Raw genomic sequence first — 23,922 nt, forward strand, 5'->3', positions numbered from 1 at the left:
AATTGAACATAAATGAAGTTAACTTTTGAACTGGTGACAATTTCTCACCGGTTTATCTTTTGCAACCGGTTACAAAATGTAACCACTTGTGATTTGTTTTTGGATAGAATACGTAACACAAAGATGATTTCACTCTAGCCATGACTCTGGCCGCGACTCTTGCCGTAACCCCCTGGGTGTTGGGGATAATCTGTTATTTATATAGGTGAGTGGATTTTGGCTTTTTACGTCCTACTCAAAGGTAGGTTTTTATTAGAGGTTATTAGAGATAAAAATTAATTTTAATTTATTTCATTAAAAATCAATTTGTTATATTAATTTCTAAATGATACTTATCACTCATTTTTTTAAAGTTATTTTCAAACCCCAAAAGTGGAAGTTGTTTAAAGCATATTTAAGTTTTACATTTTTTTGAATTACGGTCAGAGATGCTTCTCCTTTTTAGGCTAGTTTTCTCACGGTTATTTTGACATTTTTCAAGTTCGTCTTGGTATTCGTTTTCAAATTGTTCACGAAAAACAGGGTCTCGCATTTCTCTTTCAAAAGTAGATAAATGTTTATTAGTCATAATAACCAACTGTTTCATTCAATTGAAAGCGCGGTGGTAATTTGCCACCTCCCTTAATCCCACTTTGTTCATTAATTGTAATTTCAGTTGGTGACAAAATGTCACCGACTGGTATTCAGTACTAACAATTTATGCGCAGAGGTTTAATTGAAGTGGTTTGGGTTTTTTACCTTTTGCCTTTACAAAAGCTCTGCTTCTTCTAAAGTTCGAATAAAAATTCTTTTGATCAGCTTTAGTCTTGGTTTGAGTTTGTTCGATAATATAGAGTCGTAATACCTGTTCGGTATTTTCATTCATATTGGTTATCTCATCTTCACATTTTTCCCATTTACTGACTGCGGTGTGTGATTCATGAACCACGGTTTCACCAAATTCACGTAAAGGCATGGAGAAATAGGAACGAATGAATTTCACTTGATTACCCGTTAATCTTTCTTCTTGGATAGCCAATTTTTTTATTATTTCATCAGCAACGTAGCGGACATCAATTTTGGGATGCCATTCATCATTGATGTTAATCATTTCTACATTTTCTAATTCAATAGGAAAACCAAGTCCTTCGTAAAGGAATGTGGATTCTATTTTAGTTTTCATGGTAGTTCCTCCTCGCTTAAATTGATTACTGTAATAATGGGCATCAGATGGTCATCAAATGTAAGAATAATTCGTACTTTTTTCCCATCTATATCTTTGCCTTCAATACAGTATTTCCAATCCTGCGGTTTTTCATGTATGTAGTTGGATTCATAGGAATCCTTGCTTTTGTTTCTTTTTCTCTCATAGCCTGATTTACCCTCTAAAATATTGAGCACATCAAGTTCTGAAATATTTCTTTGTTGTTGCCTGTCTTTTGCATGCTTTACAAAGAGATAGTTTCTTTCTTTAATTTTTTGCTCAATCAAAGCAAAAAGCTCTAGGTCTGTTTTTTTAGAAGGTTTTGTAACCATTACTTCTATTCCATATTGTTATTATAGTTTTTGTAAACTGAGTTTACAATATTTGATTTAAAATTTATCAAAAACTCTAGGTAACTTTGCATAATCAGCATAAGTTCCATTTTGGAACATATGCTATGGACAGCCAATTGATACTTATTAGAATGAATTCGCTGCGCTCATGGGTTCCTGGATTTCACGTTGTTTCATCCAGGCTACGTCTAAATTGTTTTGAGATAAGAATTCAATGTGTTGGCTCCACCTTTCCAATGCTTCTTTTCTTTGAGGCAGCATTTCATTTTTATTGTAAGTCGCCATGATCTTCGGCATCTTATGCCCTAAACATTTCTCAATCACCACTGGATCAACATGCAATGCTTCACCAAGCTGAGTTGCAAAGGTGCGTCTTAGATCATGGGCTGTCCAATGTGGAATGCCGACTCGTGATTGTATTCTGATTACCGCTCTTGGCATAGCTCGGTCGGATAAAATACTTTGGTCGTCAGCGCCTGTAATGACGTATTCGGAATCGCTGTGTGCTTTGAGCTCTCGCAATACCTTTTTGGTCATTTCTGTGAGGTGAATTCTCATGACTATGTTGGTTTTAGTGTTTTCGGCAGGGATAGTCCATAAGGAGTTTTCAAAATCGAATTCTGACCATTTGGCTACTCGGATTTCTCCTGTTCTAACTCCTGTTAACAGAATGATCTTTAGGGCTGCTCTAATCTGGAAAGAGGTGCCATGTTCTTCGCTGTCGAGGAATTGCCATAAGGTTTTTACTTCATCAAGGGTTAAATAACGTTCTCTGGGCTTTTCTATACCGCCTATGTCTCTGGCTCGTATAGTCATTGCAGGGTTAATCAGCATTTCACCTCGGCTTACCGCGTAATTAAAGGCTTGCTTTAGTGTGCTTAGTACTTTGTTTGCATGAACAGGGGAGCCACGGCCTACAATTTTATCCAGGGCTTGGGTGATTTCTCTTGTTTTTAAATGTTCCAGTTTCTTATTGCCCAATAGGGGAATGATATCTACTTTGATGTGTTGCCAGATTTGCAGCGGTTGAGCGCGGTGTTTTTCAATGTAGTTGGTATACCAATGGAGTATAAGATTTTTTACCGTGCTTTGGTCTTTCTGTTTTTGTTCTGCAATCTGTTCTTTGGGATTCACCTCGCCATGGCGCATGTCGCTTAAATCAATAAAGCGTTTCTTGGCTTCCGATAAACTCATAGCAGGGTAGTGACCTATGGTTATGAAATGCCTTTGGCCGTTTATTTTATAACGGTATAGAAATGTTTTTAGTCCTTTGGGGGTGACACGGATGCCAAAACCGCCATCTCTGAATTCTTCATAACGAGCAGATCGGGGTTTCAGGGATCGAATATAAGCATCTGTAAATTGTCTTTCCATTATTGCACCACTTAAAAATTAGGTGTACTTCTAGGTGTACTTTCGTGAGTTCTCACGTGAAATCGTTTGATATTTTTTGAAGTATAGCACATGGTGAAAATATATAAAATACAATGAGTTAGTGTTGCTATTTAATATCAATTGTTACTGTTTGAAAACGGTATTTTTAAGAATGGGGTGCTAGTGGTCGAAGGTTCAAATCCTTCCGTCCCGACCAAGCCCAGCAAGGGTTATAGACAAAAATTTTTTAATACACAAATTCCTGGCTACACTTCTGGCTACACTTTTTGGAAATACTCCAAATGAGCGTAACAAATATTAAACCTATTTCTGAAATTTATCTTCGCGTTCGGGGTGAGTTAAAGTTATTAAAAATTGCCCTGATAAATAAAGATCCAAAGAAAATTATGTCGCATAGAACAACGCTGCATAGCTTAACAACAGATTTTGAAATTAGTTTAAAGAATAATGATAAAAATTTACTTATTCATTATAGGATAAAAGAAGCATCTACGAATTTATTGATGCTTGTGCAATCCACTCTTCGTACCGCATCGCATTATCAATAGAGGAGTAATTATCCTCATTGTTAGTATCTGGAATAAAAGTAAAAATACCTTGTTGACTAACTAATCTTTGATTTTCATGTGTTAATGGGTCGACTCTTCTTATTTCATTCAGCTGAGCAGCGTTACCTCGATTATAGCTAATTAGTATATTTTCAATTTTATTAAAATCTAAAACATGAATTGACCTATAAGTTTTTTTCGCAGATGAATTTTCTTTGTGAAAAGAAAAAAAAGCTGCTACGTAGGGCGAGGATACCCAATCTAATAATGGAGTTGCTAAGCCGTAATGCTGACCAAGTGCCCACCAATTATCATCAATATCATTTGGCTCGGTGTACGAGTATGACTTTCATCAATCCTTGAATCTTGAATGTCCATAGAATGCCTTTAAATTTGAAAATTAATTTGTTTTATTTTCGATAATAGATCAGTAATTGAAGTTTTGCTTATAAACTTGTGAGTATGATTGATTTGCGACTAGGATTTCTTTAATTGACTGGCTTTTATATCAAATAAAAAACACAAGGTTCCAATATTGATTAGGACTGACATGCCGTTCTTGTATGTAGTAGCCTATAATCACGATATTCATCCTAGATAAGTTTTATGCGCTGCAACACATAAAATTTATTGTGGTTAGTAGAATATTATGCGCAGTACAACTAATTTTCTATTATTTTTCAAGATGAATTTTTAAAATAACTGCACATAATATTTTTATTAATTTAGAATTCAAGCTTCGAAAGCATCTCATGCTAAAACAAATCTCTATTTGACAGCTAAATTTCTTTTTTGTATTCTGATTCAGTATTTGCTCTTCCTAAGCGAGCACTCTTCCAGCGCAAAACTCCCAGAGAGTAGGAACTTCGATTTTTATATTTGAAAAATAAATATTAGGAAGGGAGTGTTTATTTTTCGTTTATATAAAGGTCGAAATTATGTCATTACCTAAAACAATTCCTTCAATACAGTCTCTTAAGCAATCTGCGAAACTCTTAGCATCAACCAAAAATATTCAATTAAGCCAAGCACTCGATTTGGTTGCTAATGAGTATGGTTTTACTCATTGGACACTGTTTCTAAAGTATTTTAAATCAATTCGTATAAATAATATTGAGTCTCTTTGGCAGTCTTTTTTGCCTGGAGAAATGATATTGTTATCTGCTCCTGAAGGCGCAGGAAAAATGTCTCTTGCTTTAAATGTTGCAGCATATGCCGCAAAAAAATATGTGTCTGTTAAATATTTTTCAATGCATGTGAGCGCCTCTTTCATTATTGAGCGCTTAAATAAAATTGTCGGTCCAAATTTAGTTGGTGACTGGCTTACTAGACAGTATTTGACAGTAGAAGAAAGAAGTTTTGAACAAAAAACATTAATAGAGGAAATACAAAATAATAAACCAGGTAGTTTATTAATTATTGATTATTTACAAGCTATTAAGTCACATGACGGCACTGATCCTTATCGTGATTTTTTGCAAAAAATTAAATTAATTGCACAGCAGCATGCATCAAGGGTATTAATACTCAGTCAAATTAATGAAGAAAGCAGCGCTGACTCCTTGGATTATATTGCGGGTGGACGTTCTATTGGTAAGCATTTTAGCCATGCCATTCATATAGAACAACAGCACATAGAAAACCGAAATCATCGTGGTATAGTTTTGGTAAAGTCTATACATTACCAAAAACAAAAATCACTTTTGCAGTTTAATAATGAAAATTATCGTTTTGTTTAATTAACTTTCTAGAAAAAGGGTGGCCGAGTATTTATCTTGATTGCTTTACTATAGTTCGCATATGTCCGATTTCTGTAACTTAACGAATATTATGTGCAGTAATTTTTAATTAACTTGATGGAAATAATCATATTTATTTGGCTACTGCACATAAGTACTTACTAACCACAATAAGCTTTAGTAATATTCAAACGCGAATGCCGTGCATCGCTTGAAATTTATTCAAAACTATCATTGAGGCACGCTCTATTGATAGAAAACATGAGTCCATAAAACGATGGGGGTTGGGAACTACAGGAGATTGAGTGGAAATTTTCTTATTTTGGTTTTAAATCGGTTCGAAAACTCTGGCTAAAAATCAAAGTGTGTTTTGATATGACATATATGAGTTATATGAAATAGCTTAAAGTGTAAGTTGAGTATTAAACAAGCAGGTTATATGTAGTTATACTGAGTATCGATGCTGGCATCAGGAATGAATATAAATTTTATTTTTGAGGATAGATAAAATTTTTTATTTTAATAACGCAATAATTTAGAAATTCTTCCTTAATTTTAATCTTAGATGTGCCTTCACTATTTCCTTTTAAATTAAGTATTTCAATTAGAATAATGTTTGCATCTGAATTGAGGGTCTTTATTGTCTCTTTTGTATCTATACCATACTTATCAATATCTATTCTTCCATTAGCATGTAAAAGGCAATTACGGATTTTAGAAATGTTGAGTAAAGTTTTCCAATGTTCACTATTAATAAGGTATCCTTGCTCATTAAGTGCTGTTTCAAAGCGTGATATACTTGCATTTTTCTTAATTAATTGTTTTTCACACCCATGGTATAAAGCCTCTTCTAGTTCCGCATAAATTTGTAGGAAAGTAGATTCGATTAAAATATCTAGACTTTGCTTATAAAAGGCTAAATTACGAATTTCATTCATGCTTAGTTTATTAATATTTTTTTTGGACTCTAAATGAGAGATATCTTTGTGGATTGATTGAGTTACTAAATCGTATATTTTTAATAGATATTCAAAATTAAATGTTGTTAGGGATTTAAATTGATCCATAAATGGTTATCCAATATAACTAAAGACTCTACACTTGATAAGGTAATAGTAATATAAAAATTAACTAAATGCCTACACCCAACATTTATAAGTGGCTTTCTAACAAAGGCCGATCCAAGAGCAATCTGCCCAAAATTAGCAAGATTTATTACAGATAACCCATTCCACATTTACTGTTTTAAATCTGAAAGTCCTTTAATTGAACATAAATAGAGCGATAGAGAGTAAAATAATAATTAATATAACTATGTGTTTATGATTAATCATGATGAATGGTCCAATAAGCATGCGTCTTAAATTTTAGACTATTTATTCTAAAGTTTGAATGACCATCAATTTATAAATACAACATTAATCGATGTTGACAATAGTTTTTATGAGTAGAGATAACTGCTTTATTTTTTACTTTGAGATATAAATATTAAAATTAATCTATGAAAAAATTATCATTACTTGAAAAAGAATATTTAATTGTGAGCGTTTTCCCAAGCCTCTTGTTTTTTAATTTAAAAGCCTCTTACCCTAGAAATCTTATTGAAGAGTAACTAAAAGCAAGCGACTTTTAATGAAAATTTTGCTTGCTTATAAAGACACTCTACTTAACTTAAAAATTTTAGTGGTCGCACATTGGTCGAATTGAGCATTTATGTTATATTTCGTTCTAATTTTTAAAAAGGAAAATAAATGCCTTATTTCTATGAAAAAAATAGTCAAATCTATTCAACAGGTTCTATTGATGAATTGATTTATCATTCATCCCCCTCTAATGTACAATCACCGGAAAAAATAGCTCATTATAAGGCTGTTGCCCCAGTTATTTTTTCTCCGCAATGCAAGGTATCTCGTTCAGCTACGACAGAGGACACCAATTTAGGTCAAGATTTTATAGATTTTTTAGCACATCATAAATTAACTTCTGCAAGCAAGTATAATGGCGTTGATCTTTTATATCTTTTATCCTTAAGTCATGATGCAGCTTTGCGTGCTGGAATTTGGAATTTAGGTTCTGCGTCTCATTTAAAAGCGACTGATATTATCAGTAGCCTATCAAAATTAGATGCTATCGATCGCGCACCTCTTATGAAAGAATCCATAAAGGCATGGAAGGAATTTTTTCTAAAAGCTCAATTTGAATTGCAAATACAAGAGACAGGGACTTGCTCTGATAGCACTCGAAATATGTTGGGTCAGATGTCTTTATATTCTTCTGCAAAAAATGATAAAAAGAATTACCATGAGCAGTCTCAGAGTGACCAAACAAGATTAGAGGTTGAACAGGAACAGTTTCGTTTGCTGGAAAGGGCTTATCACAAAAAAGAACAAGATCGGGAGAATGAAATGGAATCGTACAGCTATGAAGATGAGGAATACTACGTTCCACAACCGCAATATTACTATAATTAACAATTCTATTGTAGAAAATTTCTATTAGGAAGAATGGAGTTTTCTACAACATAAAATGTAGAACAATTTGCTGAAACGGAGTTAACTAATAAGATTTTTACTGTTCGTGAAAATTCTTGTGATGCTTAATAGAGAAGAATTACATCCAGAGAACCCCTCACTGTTTATTCATGGATTGTGGCATTTACTGATTGAAGTAAGGCAGATAAAATATATGAACAACATGATTGAACAAGACCATCGTGGTGTTGAAATATATGCTTGGCTTTAAATCATTTGAGGCTGTTGAAGCAAACATTGCGAGAATTGAATTGCATCAAATGCTTAAAAAAGGGCAGTTGCAATATGTAGGGGATATGCCTTCGTGGAAACAATTTTATGAGGTTGCGGCATAGACACACCCTAAATAATACTGACTTGAACTTGGTATTAAATTTTCGACAGAACCGACTATTAGTACATACAGGAAATTTTATGAAAGAGAAAATTGATTTATCAAGTACAACTAATACAACAAATGGTTATGTTTTGGTTGATGATCTTATCCAAACACGTAATTCTGGAGAAATTATTCATGTCCAATCGGTTCTTGATGATACAGAATGTCTTGTCGCGATGGATACACTGCCATTTGAAGAAAATACACGAAATTTAGATGTTGGTGGTGGAAAATTTGATACAGCAACTGAACATGTTAAATATTTTTATAAGGTAGAGAATTTTGTTTATGATCCATACAATCGCTCAGTAGAACACAATGAAATTGTGTTAAATAATGTAAAACAACAACCTGTTGATACTGTAACTTCACTGAGTGTATTGAATGTAATTTTAGATAAGCAAGAAAGAGAAGATCATCTTAATCTCGTTTATCATTCTTTAAAACCGGGTGGTTATGCCTTCTTTAAAGTATGGCGCGGTAATAGCACTGGAATACCTAGTGTGACTCAATCGAATAAGGATGCTCGCTCTTATTTGCAAGAAGTTCAAAATGTATTTGGTGAGGACAATGTTTCAATACCTGATGATGATATTGGTAATACTATTTTTGCAAAAAGACTGTAAGGCCCTTTTAGCTTAAATATATTCCTAATCTGAAACCTGCTGTCGTTGTTTCGTTGCTAACTCTTTATCTTTGGGGTTAATTATTAAGATTGTCTCGGACTGGATCCCATTCAGATTTGTTTAAATAATCTTATTTAATCCAAGTAAAAAATATCAGATTATACAAAGAGAGGGGAGGATATTTTATACTTCCTCCTGAATTCAATGATAGAAATTAAACGTATATGGGGCGTGTGGTATAACCACCAAAAATGTTAATTCTGAATTAAGCATTTTCGGCGATACAAAAATAAGGTTGATATCTAAATAAATTAGATTAGATCTCTTGCATAACCTCTGGAATTGATGTGGATGATTTTTTACTGATATTTATAAGAAGTTATTGAAACGAACGTTTTAAATTGCCATTCGCAAAATAATTCGAGTTCATAATCGCCATATTCGCAGAATAATGTAAGTTTATCGAAAGTTTATTTGCATTTTATTGCGAGTCGAGCTGATTCTGTTTGCGAGCACTAACAAATTACTCAATTTTATCATCCAGACCATCTTTTTGCGATACAACCGGATTATGTAGTTTTTAACTTTTTTTAAGGTTATGCTTATGGGCAATTTTAATCATATGTAAAGGAGTTAACATGAAAAAATTAGTTTTATGGGCATTGATGGTACTGATGGCAAGTACTGGTTTTGCGCATTCATTACAGCATTTTAAAGATGTACAAAAAGCGGTGTTAAAAGGAAAACATGTGCATTTTGTTGTAGATTTTCTAAAATGTGCCGGTCCGACACCATTGAAAATGGACCCACTTTTAGTAGGGTTGGTTTCCTTTCATGAAATTGCTATGACTCAAGACAAACTCGCTGCTTCTTCCAACCATTTTACGTTGAATGATCCCCAATTCATTAATCAACCGGTGTATGAGTTTGCTCGTTACACCTTAACAAATGATGATCAAATGACCATATCTATGCAAGTACTTGATGCAAAAGATTATTCACTCTTAACTGACAAAGTGACATATAAATGCAAATTAGGGGAAAGCGTTAAGGTCTATTCTTAAGCTAGGCTCTACCTTAAGAGCCTATCCGGAAAAAGCGGTGACAATAGTCCAAGCCGGACAGTTTTGGCTTATATTCGACTACTCAACTAATCTGATCAAGACTTAAAACTACTTGATCCAAAATATTTCTAAAAAAATCAAGAGAAATTCCGTTGCTAGGCATACCTATCCCTTGGAGCTTAAATTTTATCGAGTATTATCACTTTATTTCTAAAACACCTACCCAGGCTGAGGGCGATGAATCATTACATCGATAAAAGCAAGTTTATCCATACTTCAGCACTATCTTCATAATATTCGTAATCTTTGCTCAGTCGTCTCTGCCAGTTTAGTCACCCAAAAGAGTGCTCAACAATCCATCTCCATTTCACAATTTGAAATTTTTTACGCAGTCTTTAAACAATTTCCAGAATACACTGGCATACTGATAAAAACCAGTTTTGCAGTGGTTTGCCTGTATAGCCGTCATCAGACCAAACCTTTAATAGGCCTGTTTAACAGGCTGCATCATGTACCAGAAAAGTTTTAAATATACCCCTATCAAAGAAGAAGCAGTCAAGGCAGCAGAAATCGCAGAATTATATGAATTTGGAAAGAATATGTTGAATATGAAGATTAAATAATGCCACAGTTGGCGCTCAGCATATTCTCAGAGTATTGGGTTAAATTACAGAAACCCGGTGAATGCGAATTACCAGGCAGTTTAAGTCATTATTTTCTTAGTTAATTGTTAATCTAATATCTTCTAGTTGTTTCAATGTGCCATGCCCTAATTTCGGTTTAAAGATACCACGTTGAATTCTAAAAAATTTACCTAAATTTGAAGATTTATCGAAACAATCAGTTATTAATTCTTTATTTATCTCTGGATGTAAGGTTTTTATATGTTTCACAACATCTTCTTTGTATACGGCAAGCGCTTTTAATTGTGATGGAGCAATAAATTGTTTTGTTCTCAATGCTGATATTATGAGTTGGGCGCTGGCTTTATTCTCAAGTATTGTTTTTATCTCCTCCTCTTGCATTATTTCAGTTGGAGGGACTGTTTTAAGAAAACTAAACGGGTCATCAAGTTTATCAGGATTATATGTCTCCAAATTAGCATCCGTGGCTTTATGATAACTCCATTTACCAGGATGGCGAATTGAACTATAAATTCCAATTTGCCTATCGGTAGGGAAAATTTTTCCTGGCCTCACTTTTGCTCGTACTAAATTATCTTCTATTTCTTCCAATGTATTCTGACATTCCTTTTCAAGCCCTGGTAACATATAGATAGTAAATTGCATCCCTTCATAGAGTCTTAAGCTATTCGTTACTTTTTGTTTTCTTAGGTCTATTAAACGCTCATAGATGTTTTTAGTGCGCACAAATAAATTTTCTCTATTCAGAGTGTATTGGTAAAAAAAGCTCGTTAATTTGGTAAGATATGTTTGTACAAAAGAAATTAATCGCCATTCACTATAGCTGTATGCCCCTAGTTGTTGATATCTTCTATGAAAAATGTTTTTTAAAAATTTTATATCTTGAGAATTGGAATTCTGTACAAACAGATTATATTCTTCAATTAGCTTCTCTAATTTTTCCTGCCTACCATTTTTAAAATTTTCAATTGCATTAAGATTCGCTACTTTGAAAGATATATCCTTTTGATAAAGGAAAGGGAGAATTATTTCCCATGCCTTATTCATATCTTCTGGGTGAATGCTAAGACGTGCTTTCCAGTTTGTGCCGACTCCTCTATATGAGCGCCCTTGTATTCGCCATGGGCTAAAATGTATAAAACTTGAGGTGTCAGCAAAATACCTGGTTATTATATATTTTTTATGAAGATCGCTTGCGGGAGGAATTAAGTACTCAGAATCAATTAAATCAGCATATTTCATTGAAAAACGCAGCAATAAATAGATGCGTGATTTTAACATATTGTTTAAAACAATAACAATGATATTTATTCTTAAATTGCAATGAAATTCCTAGCTATATCTAAATGAGCGTTCTTCTTGCTCAACTTCTTGCGATTCAACCGGCTTAACCTTTTGCGATTCATCTAGCGCAACCTTTTTTGAACTTTCCTGAGAAAAAGCCACTACTTCAGCGACAATTTTCTCTACACGGGGCATCATCGCTGCCATTTAACCAATATTAAGCCAAAATTAAGGTGGGTTATCAAAAAAAAAGACCATTGAACACATAATAAAATTGAGTAAGTATTCAAACGAAATTGATATTTTCGATTCTTGAATGGTTAATGAATACTTATTAGTGCTCTATCATTGAGATACTAAATAATCAGGGGTAGCTAAATCTAAACTCAAAAAATTACTGTTTAAATACTGAATTCAATTACTTTATCTAACATTTTAGATGGATCAAAATAAAACCCATTGACTTTTTGTGTTTAAGTCTAATCAAAATTGTTCTGTCTAAGGAATTGAATGCGATGTTTCTAGTTATCCAAATGCTGTCTGATTGGATGTTAATTTCGGGTTTTATATAAATAGCTTCTTGAAGGGTCGGCCCAATTCTATTGTCATGCCATGATTAAGACGTGGTACTGCATTTTCCCATGATTACCAATGGTCATGCTGGATTTTGACTTATTAAATAAGAAAAGAGTGTGACTCAGAAATTGAGTTTTTAGATATAGGACTTGTTGTTATCGATTGAATAAAATTAATGTTTATGTCGATGATGAATGTCTGGAAAATGTAGATGGGAATGGGTAATGCGTTTGTGTTGATGAAAGTGTTTATGGGGTTCTTTACCGTCCCAATCAAAATCGTGCTTATGCTGATGGTGCTCATCATGAATATGGCTGTGATTGTGATAAAGCTCTTCATGTGTATGCTCATGCTCATGATGCTCGGTGATATGAATCCAGACACCTATTCCCATAAGGGCTGCGGCAATCCAAAATGATATAGAGATTGGTTCATGAAAGAAAACTATGGCAATTGCTGTGCCAATAAACGGGGCGGTAGAGAAAAATGCGCCGGTTCTTGCAGTACCAAGTTCACGCAATGCCAAGATGAACAAAACCAAGCTTAAACCATATCCTAAAAAACCAATCCCTAAAAGGGAAAAAATTTTTGTTAAATTAGGAAGGTTTAGTGTTAGACATAATGCAAGGCTAATATTGACGATTCCTGCGACAAGCCCCTTACTGCCAGCAATAAACAAGGAATCTGATGCGGATATATTACGCGTTAAATTATTATCAATTGCCCAGCATAAGCAGGCGCAGGCAATCACAGGAGCACTCCACCAGTTTTGATTGGTTAACTGACTTTGATAAGTTAAGACTATCCCACCCATGACAATAAAAAACATACCTAGAATTATTCGACGATCAGTATATTCTTTAAAGAAAATCCAAGCTATTAACGCTGTAAAAACAGATTCAAGATTTAATAGTAATGAGGTTACTGATGCGCTTGTATCTGATAATCCCAGCATGAATAAAACTGGTGCCAAAATGCCACCGAAGAGTATTGTGCTTAATAACCAAGGCCATTCTTGCTTTAATAATCCTGGGCTATTCCAACCTAAATCTTTCAGGACTTACGAAAAACTCATCAAGACAGAAGGATTTTGTAGTTCATTGACAAGATAGTTTTTAAGTAGTCCTTTTTTTATTTGGTACACGGTTTGTGTCGTTTGGTAAGCGATTTTTTTAAGGTTAACCCAGACATGAATAGCACAAGCAATATGATTACGTTGAATACGTTGCTTGCGACACTGACATTTATCAATGCCAGTTAACTGTTTCACTTCACGATGAAATTGCTCCACATACCATCGAATGGCACAAATTTTTTTCGTGTCATCAGCACATGTTTGTGAAGTATCATTGGTAGCAACATAATCTGTTCTATTGGGGGAAATAGCAACAGAAAACAATTTCATCTGTAGATGCTCCGGCATCCCTTTGAGCCTAATTAATTTACCATGACTTAACTCAGCCTCGCTCCATTCAAAGCTACGTAGTGGTTGGTAGGCATCCTCAGAGTCCTTAAGTTTAGCCAAACGATTTTTTCTCATAGGACAATAGAATGTCTTTTTATGGTCATTGATAAGTAACATCAGCATGCTAGTGGCATACCAGGTATCCATTAAAACGGTTTTAAAAGGTAATTTCTTGTGAAAAATAATATTATTAAGCATGTCTTTAACATGCTCTGCTTTGCCTTTCCCATCTTTTTCGGGGTCGAAGATTCTAAAGTCTATAACCCAAAATTGCTCCGTCTCTGGATTAACATAAATGCAGTTAACAAGTCCAATCCCACGAATAACACCATGAGCATTACCGCTATACTGCCAGCGCACCGATTCAATATGACGTGAATGACTTTTATCAAGAACCGTATCATCAAATACAACAAAACCTTCATCACTCACCGCAATATCTGCTTTAACGTGTAACCAAACATCACTGGCTGTTAATCGCTCTCTTTCTAGATACAATTTCACCAAATCATGACTTACATGGGACACATGTTCTGCATAATTGGTTAGTGTGTAATTAATCTGGCTACTTAACAGATATTGGCAGTAATCTAATCGGCCAAATGGTTTTCTAGGGCGGGCAATGGCTAGTCTCTTTCAGTAAAAAATAATCGTCATAATAGTAAACTACCATCTTATTTTAAATGATCTTTTCTCCTTCTTCTATTTGAGAAATTTCTTGTATTTGCTTGATCTATTCACCTAATTCAGGCGTTTTTCGTAAGTCCTGTCTTTTATAAAGCGGAGAAGAAATAAGCCTATGCCACTGCCTAGGTAAAGTAATCCTGCTAATAAAATAGGGGATGTATTTCCTATTAATTGTTTCGCAAATGGTGTACTCCCTCCAAAGAGTATTGCTGCACTAAGTGCGGTAATCATTGCTGATGACAGGTTAATTTTTTTCATTATAAGAAATAGAATTAATTTCCTTTAAAAATTATAGCTAACAAATTGGATTAAGATTTCGGAAAAATAAAATGGTTATTAACTCATATAAAGATTTTGCATCAAATCAATAATATCATTGTGATATTAATGGCTAATCAAAAATCAGTTGAAGGATAAACGAGATTAGATATGGAGAAACTCAGCCCCCACCAGGCTAATCTGTCTAAATTTTTACATAATATCTAAGCAATTACAGATGGTCCTCAATTTACCGCTCTTATGTTTTTATATTTTTAGAATTATCGGATATTCAAAATTGCAACCAGCTTTCATATTTAATACTATCATACTTCAAAAGTAATATAAGGATATATCATGAAACTTAAGGAATCTCAAAAACTAACATTAATAAATTTAAACCAAGAATTTAAACTCATCATTAAACAGCAGCAACAAGATCCAATTAGTTTTGATAATCATGTAAATTGCTTAAAGAAACTTGAAAAGGTTGTAGAGTGCTGGATGAATTTCATGTCACCCTATATTTCATGGCAAATACATCAAGGAGAGAAACTACAGGATGCCAAATGGAATATATTTAAGCAAATAAAGATAAAACATAATTTGGGGGAATATAAAAAATTAATAGATGAAATTAATTCTTTATTCTTTGATGAAGATTTAAAACAGGAAATGAAATTTGCATTCGAGGGAAAATTAGTTACAGGATTCAATGTACATATAGACGATGAAGAACAATCAAGAAGAAGTTATCGAGGAACATTTTTTGAACATAGCCATTTAGTAACTTATAAAATTACATTTTTAGATGGTGCAGAGCTGACATGGCATTCCTTAGAGGATGAAAAAGAAATGCAAAAAGCGCGACAAATATTTGAGGAAAAGGTACCTCAGCCTAAAAAAGAAATTACAGAAATGGAAATTAAGGAATCCGCAGATGGAGAAGAAAATTTTGTGACAAACATAGATAATGACTCTAATTACAGATGCATACTTATATAATTGGATATTGTATTAATGAGTTACATCCTTGGAGTAAATACCTCCCCTTAATCGTGTTCAAGGTTACTTACCCATTCATTACCATAAACATACTCTATTTCCGCATTATGTGCTGTTAATGCGGCTAAATATAAAGTAATAAGATTTGTAAGTGTGAAATGTAATAAATAAGGATATGCATATAGTTTCTAAAGAGCGGTACTTATATATTCCTTATTAATATTGATTTTTAAAATGCATTTTCTAGTGAAATTGATAATGTTGATTTACAACTCACTCAATACATTGATAAAAGTTGGGACTTATTAACACGCAGCAATTGGGTTCAATCTATTGTGGATTGCTTGTGCAAACTGGTCGGCTATTTCTTCTTCAAAGTTGCGCTTGCGATATTCACCATATAAATTGTTTATAGGAGGGCTAAAGCTTAGTCCCGCAAAATTAATCGCATTGATACCTAATTGTTTTGCAGCATATGCTACTGCAATTGCGTGATTACCAGCATCGACTAGCCCCTTTCTTACCTCGATTGGCTTATTCGCAAGCTCAAGCCTACCAAGACTAATGCAGTCTTAGTAGGTAAGCTAGTTTTATTTACAATATGTCCCAGTCCATGTTTGTTTACAAAATGTGACGAAATCTGGTTCGGTATGATATTGAGTATACCAACCACTCCACACTTTTGCATTTCCAGGCTCTGCATACCAGGTTTCAAACTTTTGCTGATCATAACCCAACGTATCACGCCACGTTACTTCTACATCAGCAAAAGCCGAAGACATCAAAGAAAAACTAGCAACTATCATGAATGTGACTAATATCTTTTTAAACACAACTCTCTCCCTTTAGTTTATGAAAATCAATTTAAGTGTAGTTAATATTTCATATAGTGCAAAAACTTAATAAAGCTCGATTTTATTATGTGTTTAATGGTCTTGTTCTTTGATAACCAACCTTAATCTTGGCTTAATATTGGTTAAATAGAATTTTATATATACCTTAACTTAAGGAGATAAAATTATGGTTGATAATACGAAAGCCCGTTCATTAAATTCCACTTTGGGAGCTAGTGCGGGTGGTGCCATTGGTGGAGTTTTAGGCTCCATCGTCGCACCAGGTGCAGGCACGGCTGCTGCGGCAAAGATGGGGGCTTTGATAGGGGCAGGCGTGGGTTTAGGTTTAACTGAGATTGCTGAAAAGAATGGTTATTATGGATATACAGGTGTTCCTCATATGCTTGTAGATGTCACGATTGCAGTTGTAAAATTCTTTATTCCAAGTCAAAACCAGCCTACTAATCAAAATACTTCGGTTATGCAAAATACTTCAGTTAAGCAAAGTACTTCTGCTAATCAAAATATACTTGATTCACACGCTACAATGGCAGCGCTGATGCCCCGTGTAGAGCAAGTTGTCGCTGGAGTAGTGGCTCTTTCTGAGGAAAACTCAAAGAGGCAAGAAAATTCAAAGAGGCAGGAAAATTCACAGAAGCAGGAAAGTTCACAGAAGGTTGATCAAGATGAACCGCAAGAAAGCCGCTCATTTAGATTTGGCGGATTTTGAACAAAAATAATCCTTATGGAGCCTCATATACTAATGTATGCTATGATGGATCTAAGTTAAGGCCTCGCCTACTTCCCGTGACGGGTCCACGGGATCCAGGGATCTAATCCTAGAGTGAGATTTCTGGATCCTATGAGACAGCCACGGGAAGTCGAGATGAAATGAATTTAGTCAAAAAAACGCTTAACTTAGTGTCATTAATGTATGCTATGTTATTCTCAGAATAATTTTTGCGCAAGATGCGCTAAATTCAACCGTTCTATATTTAGGTTAAGTGACTTTATTATTACACTTCCATGATGATCTACGTGAGATGTAAACTCATTATTAATGAGCAAGTGTAATTGTGAATTAAAAGAGTTAACAATGGGGAGCAAACCTGAATATCTTAAACATTATGTATTCAGCGATAAACCTCAAAATTGGTTTATCCACTCTCATGGATTTTTCAATGCAGCAAGCAATGATAGAGATGGATGAACTAGACGCATGAAGTAATCAATATATGAAAGGGGCAATATGCATGGAAAAGATAACACCGCATTTATGGTTCGATAAGAATGCTAGGGAAGCCGCCGAATTCTACACTTCTTTGTTTCCTAACTCAAAAATTACGAATATTACAACGCTCCATGACACCCCATCTGGAGATTGTGACGTTGTTTCATTTGAGCTTTCAAGACAGTCGTTTATGGCTATTAGCGCGGGCCCCCTTTTCAAATTTAATCCCGCGGTTTCGTTTCTCGTAAATTTCAATTCTGTGCAGGAAAAAGAAGCGAGAGAAAAACTCGACTTGCTGTGGAGCAAGTTGAGCAGTAATGGCAGGGAACTTATGCCGCTTCAAGAATATCCCTTCAGTAAACGTTATGGCTGGGTGCAAGACAAATATGGTCTTTCATGGCAACTTATTCTTTCGGATGCAATCAGCGAAAAACGGCAGTTCATTATTCCTTCACTGATGTTCGTTGGAAATATGTGCGGTAAGGCGGAAGAAGCTATCAATTTCTATACATCGATATTCAAAAACTCAAGACACGGCATTGTAGCTCGATATGGCTCGGAACAAGCTCCGAATAAAGAAGGGACAATTGTGTTTGCCGATTTCATGCTTTTAGGGAAATGGTTCGCTGCAATGGATAGTGTTGGAATTTATGATTTTGCTTTTAACGAAGCAATTTCGTTCATGGTGAATTGTGACACTCAGGAAGAAATTGATTATTACTGGGAGAGGCTCTCTGCAGTGCCTGAAGCGGAGCAGTGTGGTTGGCTCAAGGATAAGTATGGTCTTTCATGGCAGATCGTTCCCACCGCTTTAAGCGAAATGATGAAAAATGGCACCCATAAGCAGATTGAACGTGTCACACAAGCATTTTTGTCGATGAAGAAATTTGATATTGCAACCCTCAAGCGGACTTATGAGAGAAAATAATATGAGAGTTCTAATTTCAGGAGCCGGTATCGCAGGACCAACACTAGCCTATTGGCTGCTTCAGTATGGTTTTGAGCCTACCCTTATTGAGCAGGCTCCCCAGTTGAGAACCGGTGGTTATATCATAGATTTCTGGGGGGCTGGTTTTGATATTGCAGATCGGATGGGATTGGTCCCTGAAATTAAGCAAAAGGGATATGACGTTAAAGAAGTAAGGATTGTTGGTCCATCCGGGGAGCGAATTGGTGGGTTTCCGGTCAAGGTTTTTACCCAAATAACTCAGGGACGATACGTAAGTATTGCTCGCGGAGACTTGGCACAATTAATTTTCAACAAACTTGACGGCAAGGTTGAAACGATTTTCAATGATCGCATCAATCATATCGAGCAAACAGAGAACGCTGTCCATGTTAATTTTGAACGTGGTAACCCACGACAGTTTGACATAGTCATCGGTGCCGATGGGCTCCATTCAAAAGTTCGTGAACTTGTATTTGGGCCTCAATGTCAATTTGAAAAATATCTTGGATATAAAGTAGCCGCTTTTGAAGTGGATGGTTATCGACCTAGAGATGAACTGGTTTATGTCATGTATAAACAAGTTGGGCAGCAAGTGAGTCGTTTTGCCAAACGTGATGACCGAACTATGTTTCTCTTTATATTTACTGATGAAGAATTTAGTAACCTATCAGAACATGATTTAACTGCGCAAAAAGCTCAATTGAGAAATAGATTCTCTGATAGTGGATGGGAGTGTCCTCAAATTCTTCAGGCTCTTGATACTTGCGATGATCTTTATTTTGATCGAGTAAGTCAAATCTGTATGAATAAGAACGAAGGTCTTTGGACTAAAGAACGAGTGACTTTAATAGGAGACGCTGCGTCATGCATTTCGCTTTTGGGTGGTCAAGGTTCTGCTCTTGCGATGATCGCTGCTTACATCTTAGCAGGTGAGCTCTATCAGGCTCAAGGGAACTATCAGTTGGCTTTTTCGCGCTATCAAAATCTATTCGAACCTTTTGTAAAGAGAAAACAAGAGGCGGCATTAAAGTTTGCAGGAGCATTTGCACCGAAATCATTATTTAGTTTGTTTGTGAGCAACAAAATTATGAGCGCTATGTCAATCCCGTGGGTAGCAAAAATGATTGCGGGACGTGATCTGATGGATAAGATTCAATTACCGGAATACAAGAATTGATATCTTCACTTCAAAATGTTTCATGAAACTAGGGAACAAAGGGCATCAAAATTATTTTAATTCATTTCATCATTTATCTTAATATTTTATTAATATTTGCAAGTCATAATAACGGCACTTTAAATAATCAAATTGCCCAAAATATATGAATAGCTCCAGTCTGCTAAAACTTCTCAATGAGATAGATAATTCGTATGACGTAGTAGAAAAGCTTAAAGAAGCAAATTTTTCAGTCACTGATAGAACCGACGAGGGTGATTCTGTTTTACATATTTTAGCCAAGTCAAGACATGCACAAACTCTATATTTCTTTGACTATCTTCAAAAGTTAGTAAATGCTGGAGCGGATGTAAGTGCAATTGATAATCAGAATAATGTTTTCCTGGGTTATTATTTAGATCATGAGATGCGATACAATGAAAATGAACTCTTCAAACTCTTGCTTAAAAAAGAAGACCTTGATGTCAATCAAATAATTACAAGTGACAAAACATTTTTCGAATTTATCTATAATTCTCATGATTGGGACTCTCGTGGCTCCATGGAAATGTTTATAAGGCACAAAAAATTCAATCCCAATCTTAAAACATCCAAACATAATTCTATATTGTTACATATGATTTCTGAGAATGTATTTGCTCATAAAGAGCATATACAAGACGTGGCTAGTCATCCACAAACGAATCCAAACATTAAAAATAATAATGGGCAGACTGCATTGGATTTAATTTTAAGTGATACAGCATATAAGAATATGGCGTTAGTTACTGCTTTAATCAATCATGAACAATGTGACATTGATCTCTTAGATAAAGATGAAAATAATTATCTGCAATTGGCAATTATTTCTTGCGAATTTCAGGCAGGAGAGATCGCACAACTACTTATTAATAAAGCTATTGATGTTGATCATAAAAATAATGAAGGTAAATCCGTATTTGATTTAATCCTTGAGAATAAAGCGGGTAGATCAGACTATGCAAATAATGCATTATTAATTCAGATCCTTAAACTTCATCCCACATCGCTTCTTGATAAATATAAAGATGGTAAGTCTATATTAAGTGAACTCCTCAAAAGCGATGATTATACGCTTAAATCTGCATTCCCTACACTCCTTAGTCTATGTAAAAATCAAAGAGGTGGTAAAGAAATTCTGAAAACGACTGTAGCAGAATTTTTTAATAATTTTCGCCAAGGTTTGGTATCTGAGGAGACAATCATTGCTTTAACCCAAGAGCTTATTGATGCTCAGGTTAATATCGATGTTGAATATTGCTTTGCTCAGTGTGCGATTCAGAATCCACATGGATATACAAACATCGTACTTAATAACAATTTCAAAATACTCAAACCTCAGCTTGATTTGAAAGCAGTTATTAGCCATATAAAAAATTTGACCCCAGATAACAGTGATGAACGCTTACGTGCTTTATCTTATTTAAATGAATTTAGTTTTTCTCCAGATAATTTAGATGAAGGAATGCTTGCATTAGAAGATGAATGTCTTCGTGCAAAATCAAGACAAGATATTGAGAAAGCAAGTAAAATGTTTGGCCATTTATTTTCATTAAGTGGTTCAATACCTAAAGATAACCACCGTATCAAACTCACAGGAAGTACTCCTCGGGATACCGCGCCATTTATGGTATATTTAATGAATGCATACCTTTCTCATTGCCAAACAAATAATAAGAATACAGAGTATTTAGATGCTATCCAAAAGGTAAGAAACATGGCAGTAAAAGCCATGCGTCTTTATTTTATGTCCCATTCGTATTACCAATCTACAAATACTTCTAAAGAAAATATGTTGCTCTCTATGATAGAAGACAGTAAAAATGAGGGTGTAGAAATCATTACGGGTTGGCCTGAACATACGATAGATCTTGTTATTAAACAGAATGATTTGTATCGTAATAATGGTGGTGGATGCAGTACTGATGCCACGATAGAACATTACAGAATATCTAAACCTGAAAATATAACCAAAGACATGTTTTCTACACTCTATAAAGATGAGTGGGAATCAAATAAAGCATATATTCAACGAGATTTGCACAGTCTTCTAGGATTGGTATTTATAGATAGTATTTCGGGTGATTTTCAAACTGTAGGCAATTGCAGTCTTTACAGTCTGCTAATTGCTTTAAAAACTAAATATCAGCTTTTTTTACCTGCAAATATAGCCGATCAATTACTTACTGATACTATAACATTTTTTGAACAGTTTTATTTGGAAGAATATCTTACTCTTCATGCGAATAATCCAACTGTACCGCATCTGCTCATGCGATTAATTATTCAGAAACTAATGCCAGAGGGACAACTTGAGTTAATAAAACGATTGTTAGCTGAGCATTTTAATACGGAAGCGAATCAGGAAATAGTGCAAACTGAATTTATGTTGAAACGGTGGAAGTTAATTGCTTATGGAAAATCTACAGAACAATTTGATAAGCAACTACAAACTTTAGGTGTGCATCTAGAACCTACAAATGAGCGCCTAGAAATTTTGCAACGCTTCCTTAATGATCAAGTAACTACTAATGATTTAGATGAGTTAAAATCCTGGCCTTTATCAAAACAAATCTTTCAAGGTTATCATTTATTACATTTTGCGGTGCTGAATAACAACTTAGCTCTTGCTTCATCACTTGTACAGATGTTTCCTAATGCTGTTAATCAAACTAATTGGTATGGTGAAGAACCATTATGTTTGGTGAGCTCTGTTGAAATGATTGATGTATTAATCAATGCAGGTGCCAGTGTTACTAGGACCGATAGTGATCATGCACTAGATTATGCTATCCGAAGAAACAGAGTAGATTTGGTACGCTCTTTACTCCAACATGGAGCCAAACCCAGTGAGTACAGTGCCTATTATGCCGCTTCTAAGGATTCCAAGATTTTACAGTCCTTAATGGAGCGTTATCCAGAAACAGTGGCAAAACCTACTCATGATTACAGTACTAGTATTCATGCTGCAGCTAGAGCAGGAAATGATGAAAATATTCGTACATTAGTCTATTATGGCGGCGCTAATCCAGATACCAGTAACGTAAATGGTATTACGCCTTTACAATTAGCACTTAGAAATGGACATAAAAATACTGCTAAACTCTTGATTGATTATCCAAGCACCTTATTTAAAGGTCCTCATCGGGGGGAGTCTGTAATTAAGATGACCCAAGATGAGGATATTCAAAAGACGATTGAACTTAAAGAGCAAGAAAGAAAAGCAGATCTCGAGTATTTTCAGACAACATTTAAAAATAGCAACCCCGGCATTATCAAAGAAAATATAGATTATCTCATTGTTGCTATCCGTCTTAATGACATGCGAGCTATTCGTGGATGTTTACTTGCTTATCCTAATATTAAAGTCGTTGAGACGAGTGATCATTATTGTACTACTCCTATAGGAGATGCGATACGCAGATTAGCAGGCAAAAAAGGAGAAGAGTATAACCAGGCGTTTCAAATAATAGAAATGTTTCTTAAAACCCCTGCAATTGATATCAATGCGATACAAGCAAGTTCAGAACCTATTCTATTCTGGGCTACATCCATTGGTGATGTCGCTGTTCTTGAGTTATTCCTTGCAGATCGCAAATTGGATCCTAATAAACAGGATAATGTGGGCTATACAGCCTTGCATGATGCCGTAGAGCGTGGTCATCTAGACTGTGTTAAACGATTACTCGCAGATGAGCGTGTTGATAGCACCATTGTTAATCACCAAAATCAAACAGCAGCAGAGCTTGATAGTTTTAGATATAACTTAAATGAATGCATAGACGAAGTCGTAAAACATCAGCAACATTTAAAAGAAGGTCATGTGAGTCTTGCAAGGTTTTATTGCTGAAAATCGTCAAATTGCTCTGGAAGATCTATCCGACGAATTTCAATCTTTCGGTAAGTTTGCATGGCTTGACTTCAGTCATAAAGCGACCAAGGGAGCATATTTTGCTTCTAAAAGTGCCCCCAAATAC

22 protein-coding genes are annotated in these 23,922 nt (G+C 34.8%); 12 read left to right on the forward strand and 10 right to left on the reverse strand.

Annotation, left to right across the window (positions count from 1 at the left end; translation table 11 throughout):
- Positions 1 to 697: 697 nt before the first annotated feature.
- The 3 genes from Lsan_RS20205 to Lsan_RS20215 all read right to left on the reverse strand — a co-directional run bounded on the left by Lsan_RS20205 (position 698) and on the right by Lsan_RS20215 (position 2,910).
- Positions 698 to 1,162, reverse strand: coding sequence for a hypothetical protein (locus Lsan_RS20205; protein WP_058515894.1), 465 nt, complete (start codon positions 1,160 to 1,162; stop codon positions 698 to 700).
- The gene (locus Lsan_RS20210) at positions 1,159 to 1,515 is read right to left on the reverse strand and encodes a DUF4258 domain-containing protein (RefSeq protein WP_058515895.1); all 357 of its coding nucleotides are present in this window, start codon (positions 1,513 to 1,515) and stop codon (positions 1,159 to 1,161) included. The genes Lsan_RS20205 and Lsan_RS20210 overlap by 4 nt, the downstream gene beginning before the upstream one ends.
- A gap of 147 nt (positions 1,516 to 1,662) precedes the next feature.
- Positions 1,663 to 2,910, reverse strand: a complete 1,248-nt coding sequence (locus Lsan_RS20215; protein ID WP_058515896.1) for a tyrosine-type recombinase/integrase — start codon at positions 2,908 to 2,910, stop codon at positions 1,663 to 1,665.
- A gap of 302 nt (positions 2,911 to 3,212) precedes the next feature.
- On the opposite strand from Lsan_RS20215, the gene Lsan_RS20220 reads away from it, so the two are divergent.
- Positions 3,213 to 3,479, forward strand: a complete 267-nt coding sequence (locus Lsan_RS20220) for a hypothetical protein (protein ID WP_058515897.1) — start codon at positions 3,213 to 3,215, stop codon at positions 3,477 to 3,479.
- Here Lsan_RS20220 and Lsan_RS23660 read toward each other — a convergent pair.
- Positions 3,421 to 3,798 carry an FRG domain-containing protein gene (locus tag Lsan_RS23660; RefSeq protein ID WP_083505208.1) on the reverse strand — a complete coding sequence of 126 codons (378 nt, stop codon included), beginning with the start codon at positions 3,796 to 3,798 and terminating at the stop codon, positions 3,421 to 3,423. The genes Lsan_RS20220 and Lsan_RS23660 overlap by 59 nt on opposite strands.
- Positions 3,799 to 4,417: 619 nt before the next feature.
- Between Lsan_RS23660 and Lsan_RS20225 the strand changes: the two genes are divergently transcribed.
- Positions 4,418 to 5,218, forward strand: coding sequence for a P-loop NTPase family protein (locus Lsan_RS20225; RefSeq protein WP_058515898.1), 801 nt, complete (start codon positions 4,418 to 4,420; stop codon positions 5,216 to 5,218).
- A gap of 488 nt (positions 5,219 to 5,706) precedes the next feature.
- Here Lsan_RS20225 and Lsan_RS20230 read toward each other — a convergent pair whose 3' ends face one another.
- Positions 5,707 to 6,285 carry a hypothetical protein gene (locus Lsan_RS20230; RefSeq protein ID WP_058515899.1) on the reverse strand — a complete coding sequence of 193 codons (579 nt, stop codon included), beginning with the start codon at positions 6,283 to 6,285 and terminating at the stop codon, positions 5,707 to 5,709.
- A gap of 684 nt (positions 6,286 to 6,969) precedes the next feature.
- On the opposite strand from Lsan_RS20230, the gene Lsan_RS20240 reads away from it, so the two are divergent.
- The 5 genes from Lsan_RS20240 (at position 6,970) to Lsan_RS20250 (ending at position 9,818) form a co-directional block, all read left to right on the forward strand.
- Complete coding sequence (locus tag Lsan_RS20240; protein ID WP_058515901.1) at positions 6,970 to 7,689, forward strand: hypothetical protein; 720 nt, start codon at positions 6,970 to 6,972, stop codon at positions 7,687 to 7,689.
- Between the two features lie 118 nt (positions 7,690 to 7,807).
- A complete protein-coding gene (locus Lsan_RS22290) occupies positions 7,808 to 7,960 on the forward strand; it encodes a hypothetical protein (protein ID WP_157068329.1) in 153 nt (50 codons plus the stop codon).
- Positions 7,947 to 8,084, forward strand: a complete 138-nt coding sequence (locus Lsan_RS22295; RefSeq protein WP_157068330.1) for a hypothetical protein — start codon at positions 7,947 to 7,949, stop codon at positions 8,082 to 8,084. Before Lsan_RS22290 ends, Lsan_RS22295 begins: the two co-directional genes overlap by 14 nt.
- Before the next feature lie 79 nt (positions 8,085 to 8,163).
- Positions 8,164 to 8,754 carry a hypothetical protein gene (locus Lsan_RS20245; RefSeq protein WP_058515902.1) on the forward strand — a complete coding sequence of 197 codons (591 nt, stop codon included), beginning with the start codon at positions 8,164 to 8,166 and terminating at the stop codon, positions 8,752 to 8,754.
- Positions 8,755 to 9,392: 638 nt separating this feature from the next.
- A complete protein-coding gene (locus tag Lsan_RS20250) occupies positions 9,393 to 9,818 on the forward strand; it encodes a VirK family protein (RefSeq protein WP_058515903.1) in 426 nt (141 codons plus the stop codon).
- Positions 9,819 to 10,537: 719 nt separating this feature from the next.
- On the opposite strand, the gene Lsan_RS20255 is transcribed toward Lsan_RS20250, so the two are convergent.
- The 4 genes from Lsan_RS20255 to Lsan_RS20270 form a co-directional block, all read right to left on the reverse strand.
- Positions 10,538 to 11,704: a hypothetical protein gene (locus tag Lsan_RS20255; protein ID WP_133134390.1), complete on the reverse strand. Its 1,167-nt coding sequence runs from the start codon at positions 11,702 to 11,704 to the stop codon at positions 10,538 to 10,540.
- Positions 11,705 to 12,494: 790 nt separating this feature from the next.
- Entirely contained in the window at positions 12,495 to 13,379 is an 885-nt protein-coding gene (locus Lsan_RS20260; RefSeq protein WP_083505193.1) for a DMT family transporter, read from the reverse strand.
- Positions 13,380 to 13,382: 3 nt separating this feature from the next.
- Entirely contained in the window at positions 13,383 to 14,411 is a 1,029-nt protein-coding gene (locus tag Lsan_RS20265) for an IS701 family transposase (protein WP_058515906.1), read from the reverse strand.
- A 117-nt stretch (positions 14,412 to 14,528) separates the two neighbouring features.
- Positions 14,529 to 14,732 (reverse strand): EamA family transporter, encoded by a 204-nt coding sequence (locus Lsan_RS20270; RefSeq protein WP_058515907.1) that lies wholly within the window; start codon positions 14,730 to 14,732, stop codon positions 14,529 to 14,531.
- A 357-nt stretch (positions 14,733 to 15,089) separates the two neighbouring features.
- Here Lsan_RS20270 and Lsan_RS20275 point away from each other — a divergent pair, with 357 nt between their 5' ends.
- A complete protein-coding gene (locus tag Lsan_RS20275) occupies positions 15,090 to 15,737 on the forward strand; it encodes a hypothetical protein (protein WP_058515908.1) in 648 nt (215 codons plus the stop codon).
- Between the two features lie 590 nt (positions 15,738 to 16,327).
- On the opposite strand, the gene Lsan_RS20280 is transcribed toward Lsan_RS20275, so the two are convergent.
- Positions 16,328 to 16,570, reverse strand: coding sequence for a hypothetical protein (locus Lsan_RS20280; protein ID WP_133134264.1), 243 nt, complete (start codon positions 16,568 to 16,570; stop codon positions 16,328 to 16,330).
- Positions 16,571 to 16,757: 187 nt separating this feature from the next.
- Here Lsan_RS20280 and Lsan_RS20285 point away from each other — a divergent pair, with 187 nt between their 5' ends.
- From Lsan_RS20285 to Lsan_RS20300, 4 genes are all read left to right on the forward strand, one after another.
- On the forward strand, positions 16,758 to 17,300 hold the full coding sequence (locus tag Lsan_RS20285) for a hypothetical protein (protein ID WP_058515910.1): 543 nt from the start codon (positions 16,758 to 16,760) through the stop codon (positions 17,298 to 17,300).
- Between the two features lie 523 nt (positions 17,301 to 17,823).
- Complete coding sequence (locus tag Lsan_RS20290; protein ID WP_058515911.1) at positions 17,824 to 18,729, forward strand: VOC family protein; 906 nt, start codon at positions 17,824 to 17,826, stop codon at positions 18,727 to 18,729.
- Between the two features lies 1 nt (position 18,730).
- Positions 18,731 to 19,927: an FAD-binding domain gene (locus tag Lsan_RS20295; protein ID WP_058516093.1), complete on the forward strand. Its 1,197-nt coding sequence runs from the start codon at positions 18,731 to 18,733 to the stop codon at positions 19,925 to 19,927.
- 145 nt (positions 19,928 to 20,072) lie between these two features.
- Positions 20,073 to 23,795: an ankyrin repeat domain-containing protein gene (locus Lsan_RS20300; protein WP_058515912.1), complete on the forward strand. Its 3,723-nt coding sequence runs from the start codon at positions 20,073 to 20,075 to the stop codon at positions 23,793 to 23,795.
- The last annotated feature ends 127 nt before the right edge of the window (positions 23,796 to 23,922 follow it).

The organism is Legionella santicrucis (assembly GCF_001468135.1).
Lineage (GTDB): Bacteria > Pseudomonadota > Gammaproteobacteria > Legionellales > Legionellaceae > Legionella > Legionella santicrucis.

Coding starts and splice junctions, on each gene's coding strand:
- Lsan_RS20205 (WP_058515894.1), bottom strand. CDS start 1,162: ATGAAAACTAAAATAGAATCCACATTCCTTTACGAAGGACTTGGTTTT.
- Lsan_RS20210 (WP_058515895.1), bottom strand. CDS start 1,515: ATGGTTACAAAACCTTCTAAAAAAACAGACCTAGAGCTTTTTGCTTTG.
- Lsan_RS20215 (WP_058515896.1), bottom strand. CDS start 2,910: ATGGAAAGACAATTTACAGATGCTTATATTCGATCCCTGAAACCCCGA.
- Lsan_RS20220 (WP_058515897.1), top strand. CDS start 3,213: ATGAGCGTAACAAATATTAAACCTATTTCTGAAATTTATCTTCGCGTT.
- Lsan_RS20225 (WP_058515898.1), top strand. CDS start 4,418: ATGTCATTACCTAAAACAATTCCTTCAATACAGTCTCTTAAGCAATCT.
- Lsan_RS20230 (WP_058515899.1), bottom strand. CDS start 6,285: ATGGATCAATTTAAATCCCTAACAACATTTAATTTTGAATATCTATTA.
- Lsan_RS20240 (WP_058515901.1), top strand. CDS start 6,970: ATGCCTTATTTCTATGAAAAAAATAGTCAAATCTATTCAACAGGTTCT.
- Lsan_RS22295 (WP_157068330.1), top strand. CDS start 7,947: ATGCTTGGCTTTAAATCATTTGAGGCTGTTGAAGCAAACATTGCGAGA.
- Lsan_RS20245 (WP_058515902.1), top strand. CDS start 8,164: ATGAAAGAGAAAATTGATTTATCAAGTACAACTAATACAACAAATGGT.
- Lsan_RS20250 (WP_058515903.1), top strand. CDS start 9,393: ATGAAAAAATTAGTTTTATGGGCATTGATGGTACTGATGGCAAGTACT.
- Lsan_RS20255 (WP_133134390.1), bottom strand. CDS start 11,704: ATGAAATATGCTGATTTAATTGATTCTGAGTACTTAATTCCTCCCGCA.
- Lsan_RS20270 (WP_058515907.1), bottom strand. CDS start 14,732: ATGAAAAAAATTAACCTGTCATCAGCAATGATTACCGCACTTAGTGCA.
- Lsan_RS20275 (WP_058515908.1), top strand. CDS start 15,090: ATGAAACTTAAGGAATCTCAAAAACTAACATTAATAAATTTAAACCAA.
- Lsan_RS20285 (WP_058515910.1), top strand. CDS start 16,758: ATGGTTGATAATACGAAAGCCCGTTCATTAAATTCCACTTTGGGAGCT.
- Lsan_RS20290 (WP_058515911.1), top strand. CDS start 17,824: ATGGAAAAGATAACACCGCATTTATGGTTCGATAAGAATGCTAGGGAA.
- Lsan_RS20295 (WP_058516093.1), top strand. CDS start 18,731: ATGAGAGTTCTAATTTCAGGAGCCGGTATCGCAGGACCAACACTAGCC.
- Lsan_RS20300 (WP_058515912.1), top strand. CDS start 20,073: ATGAATAGCTCCAGTCTGCTAAAACTTCTCAATGAGATAGATAATTCG.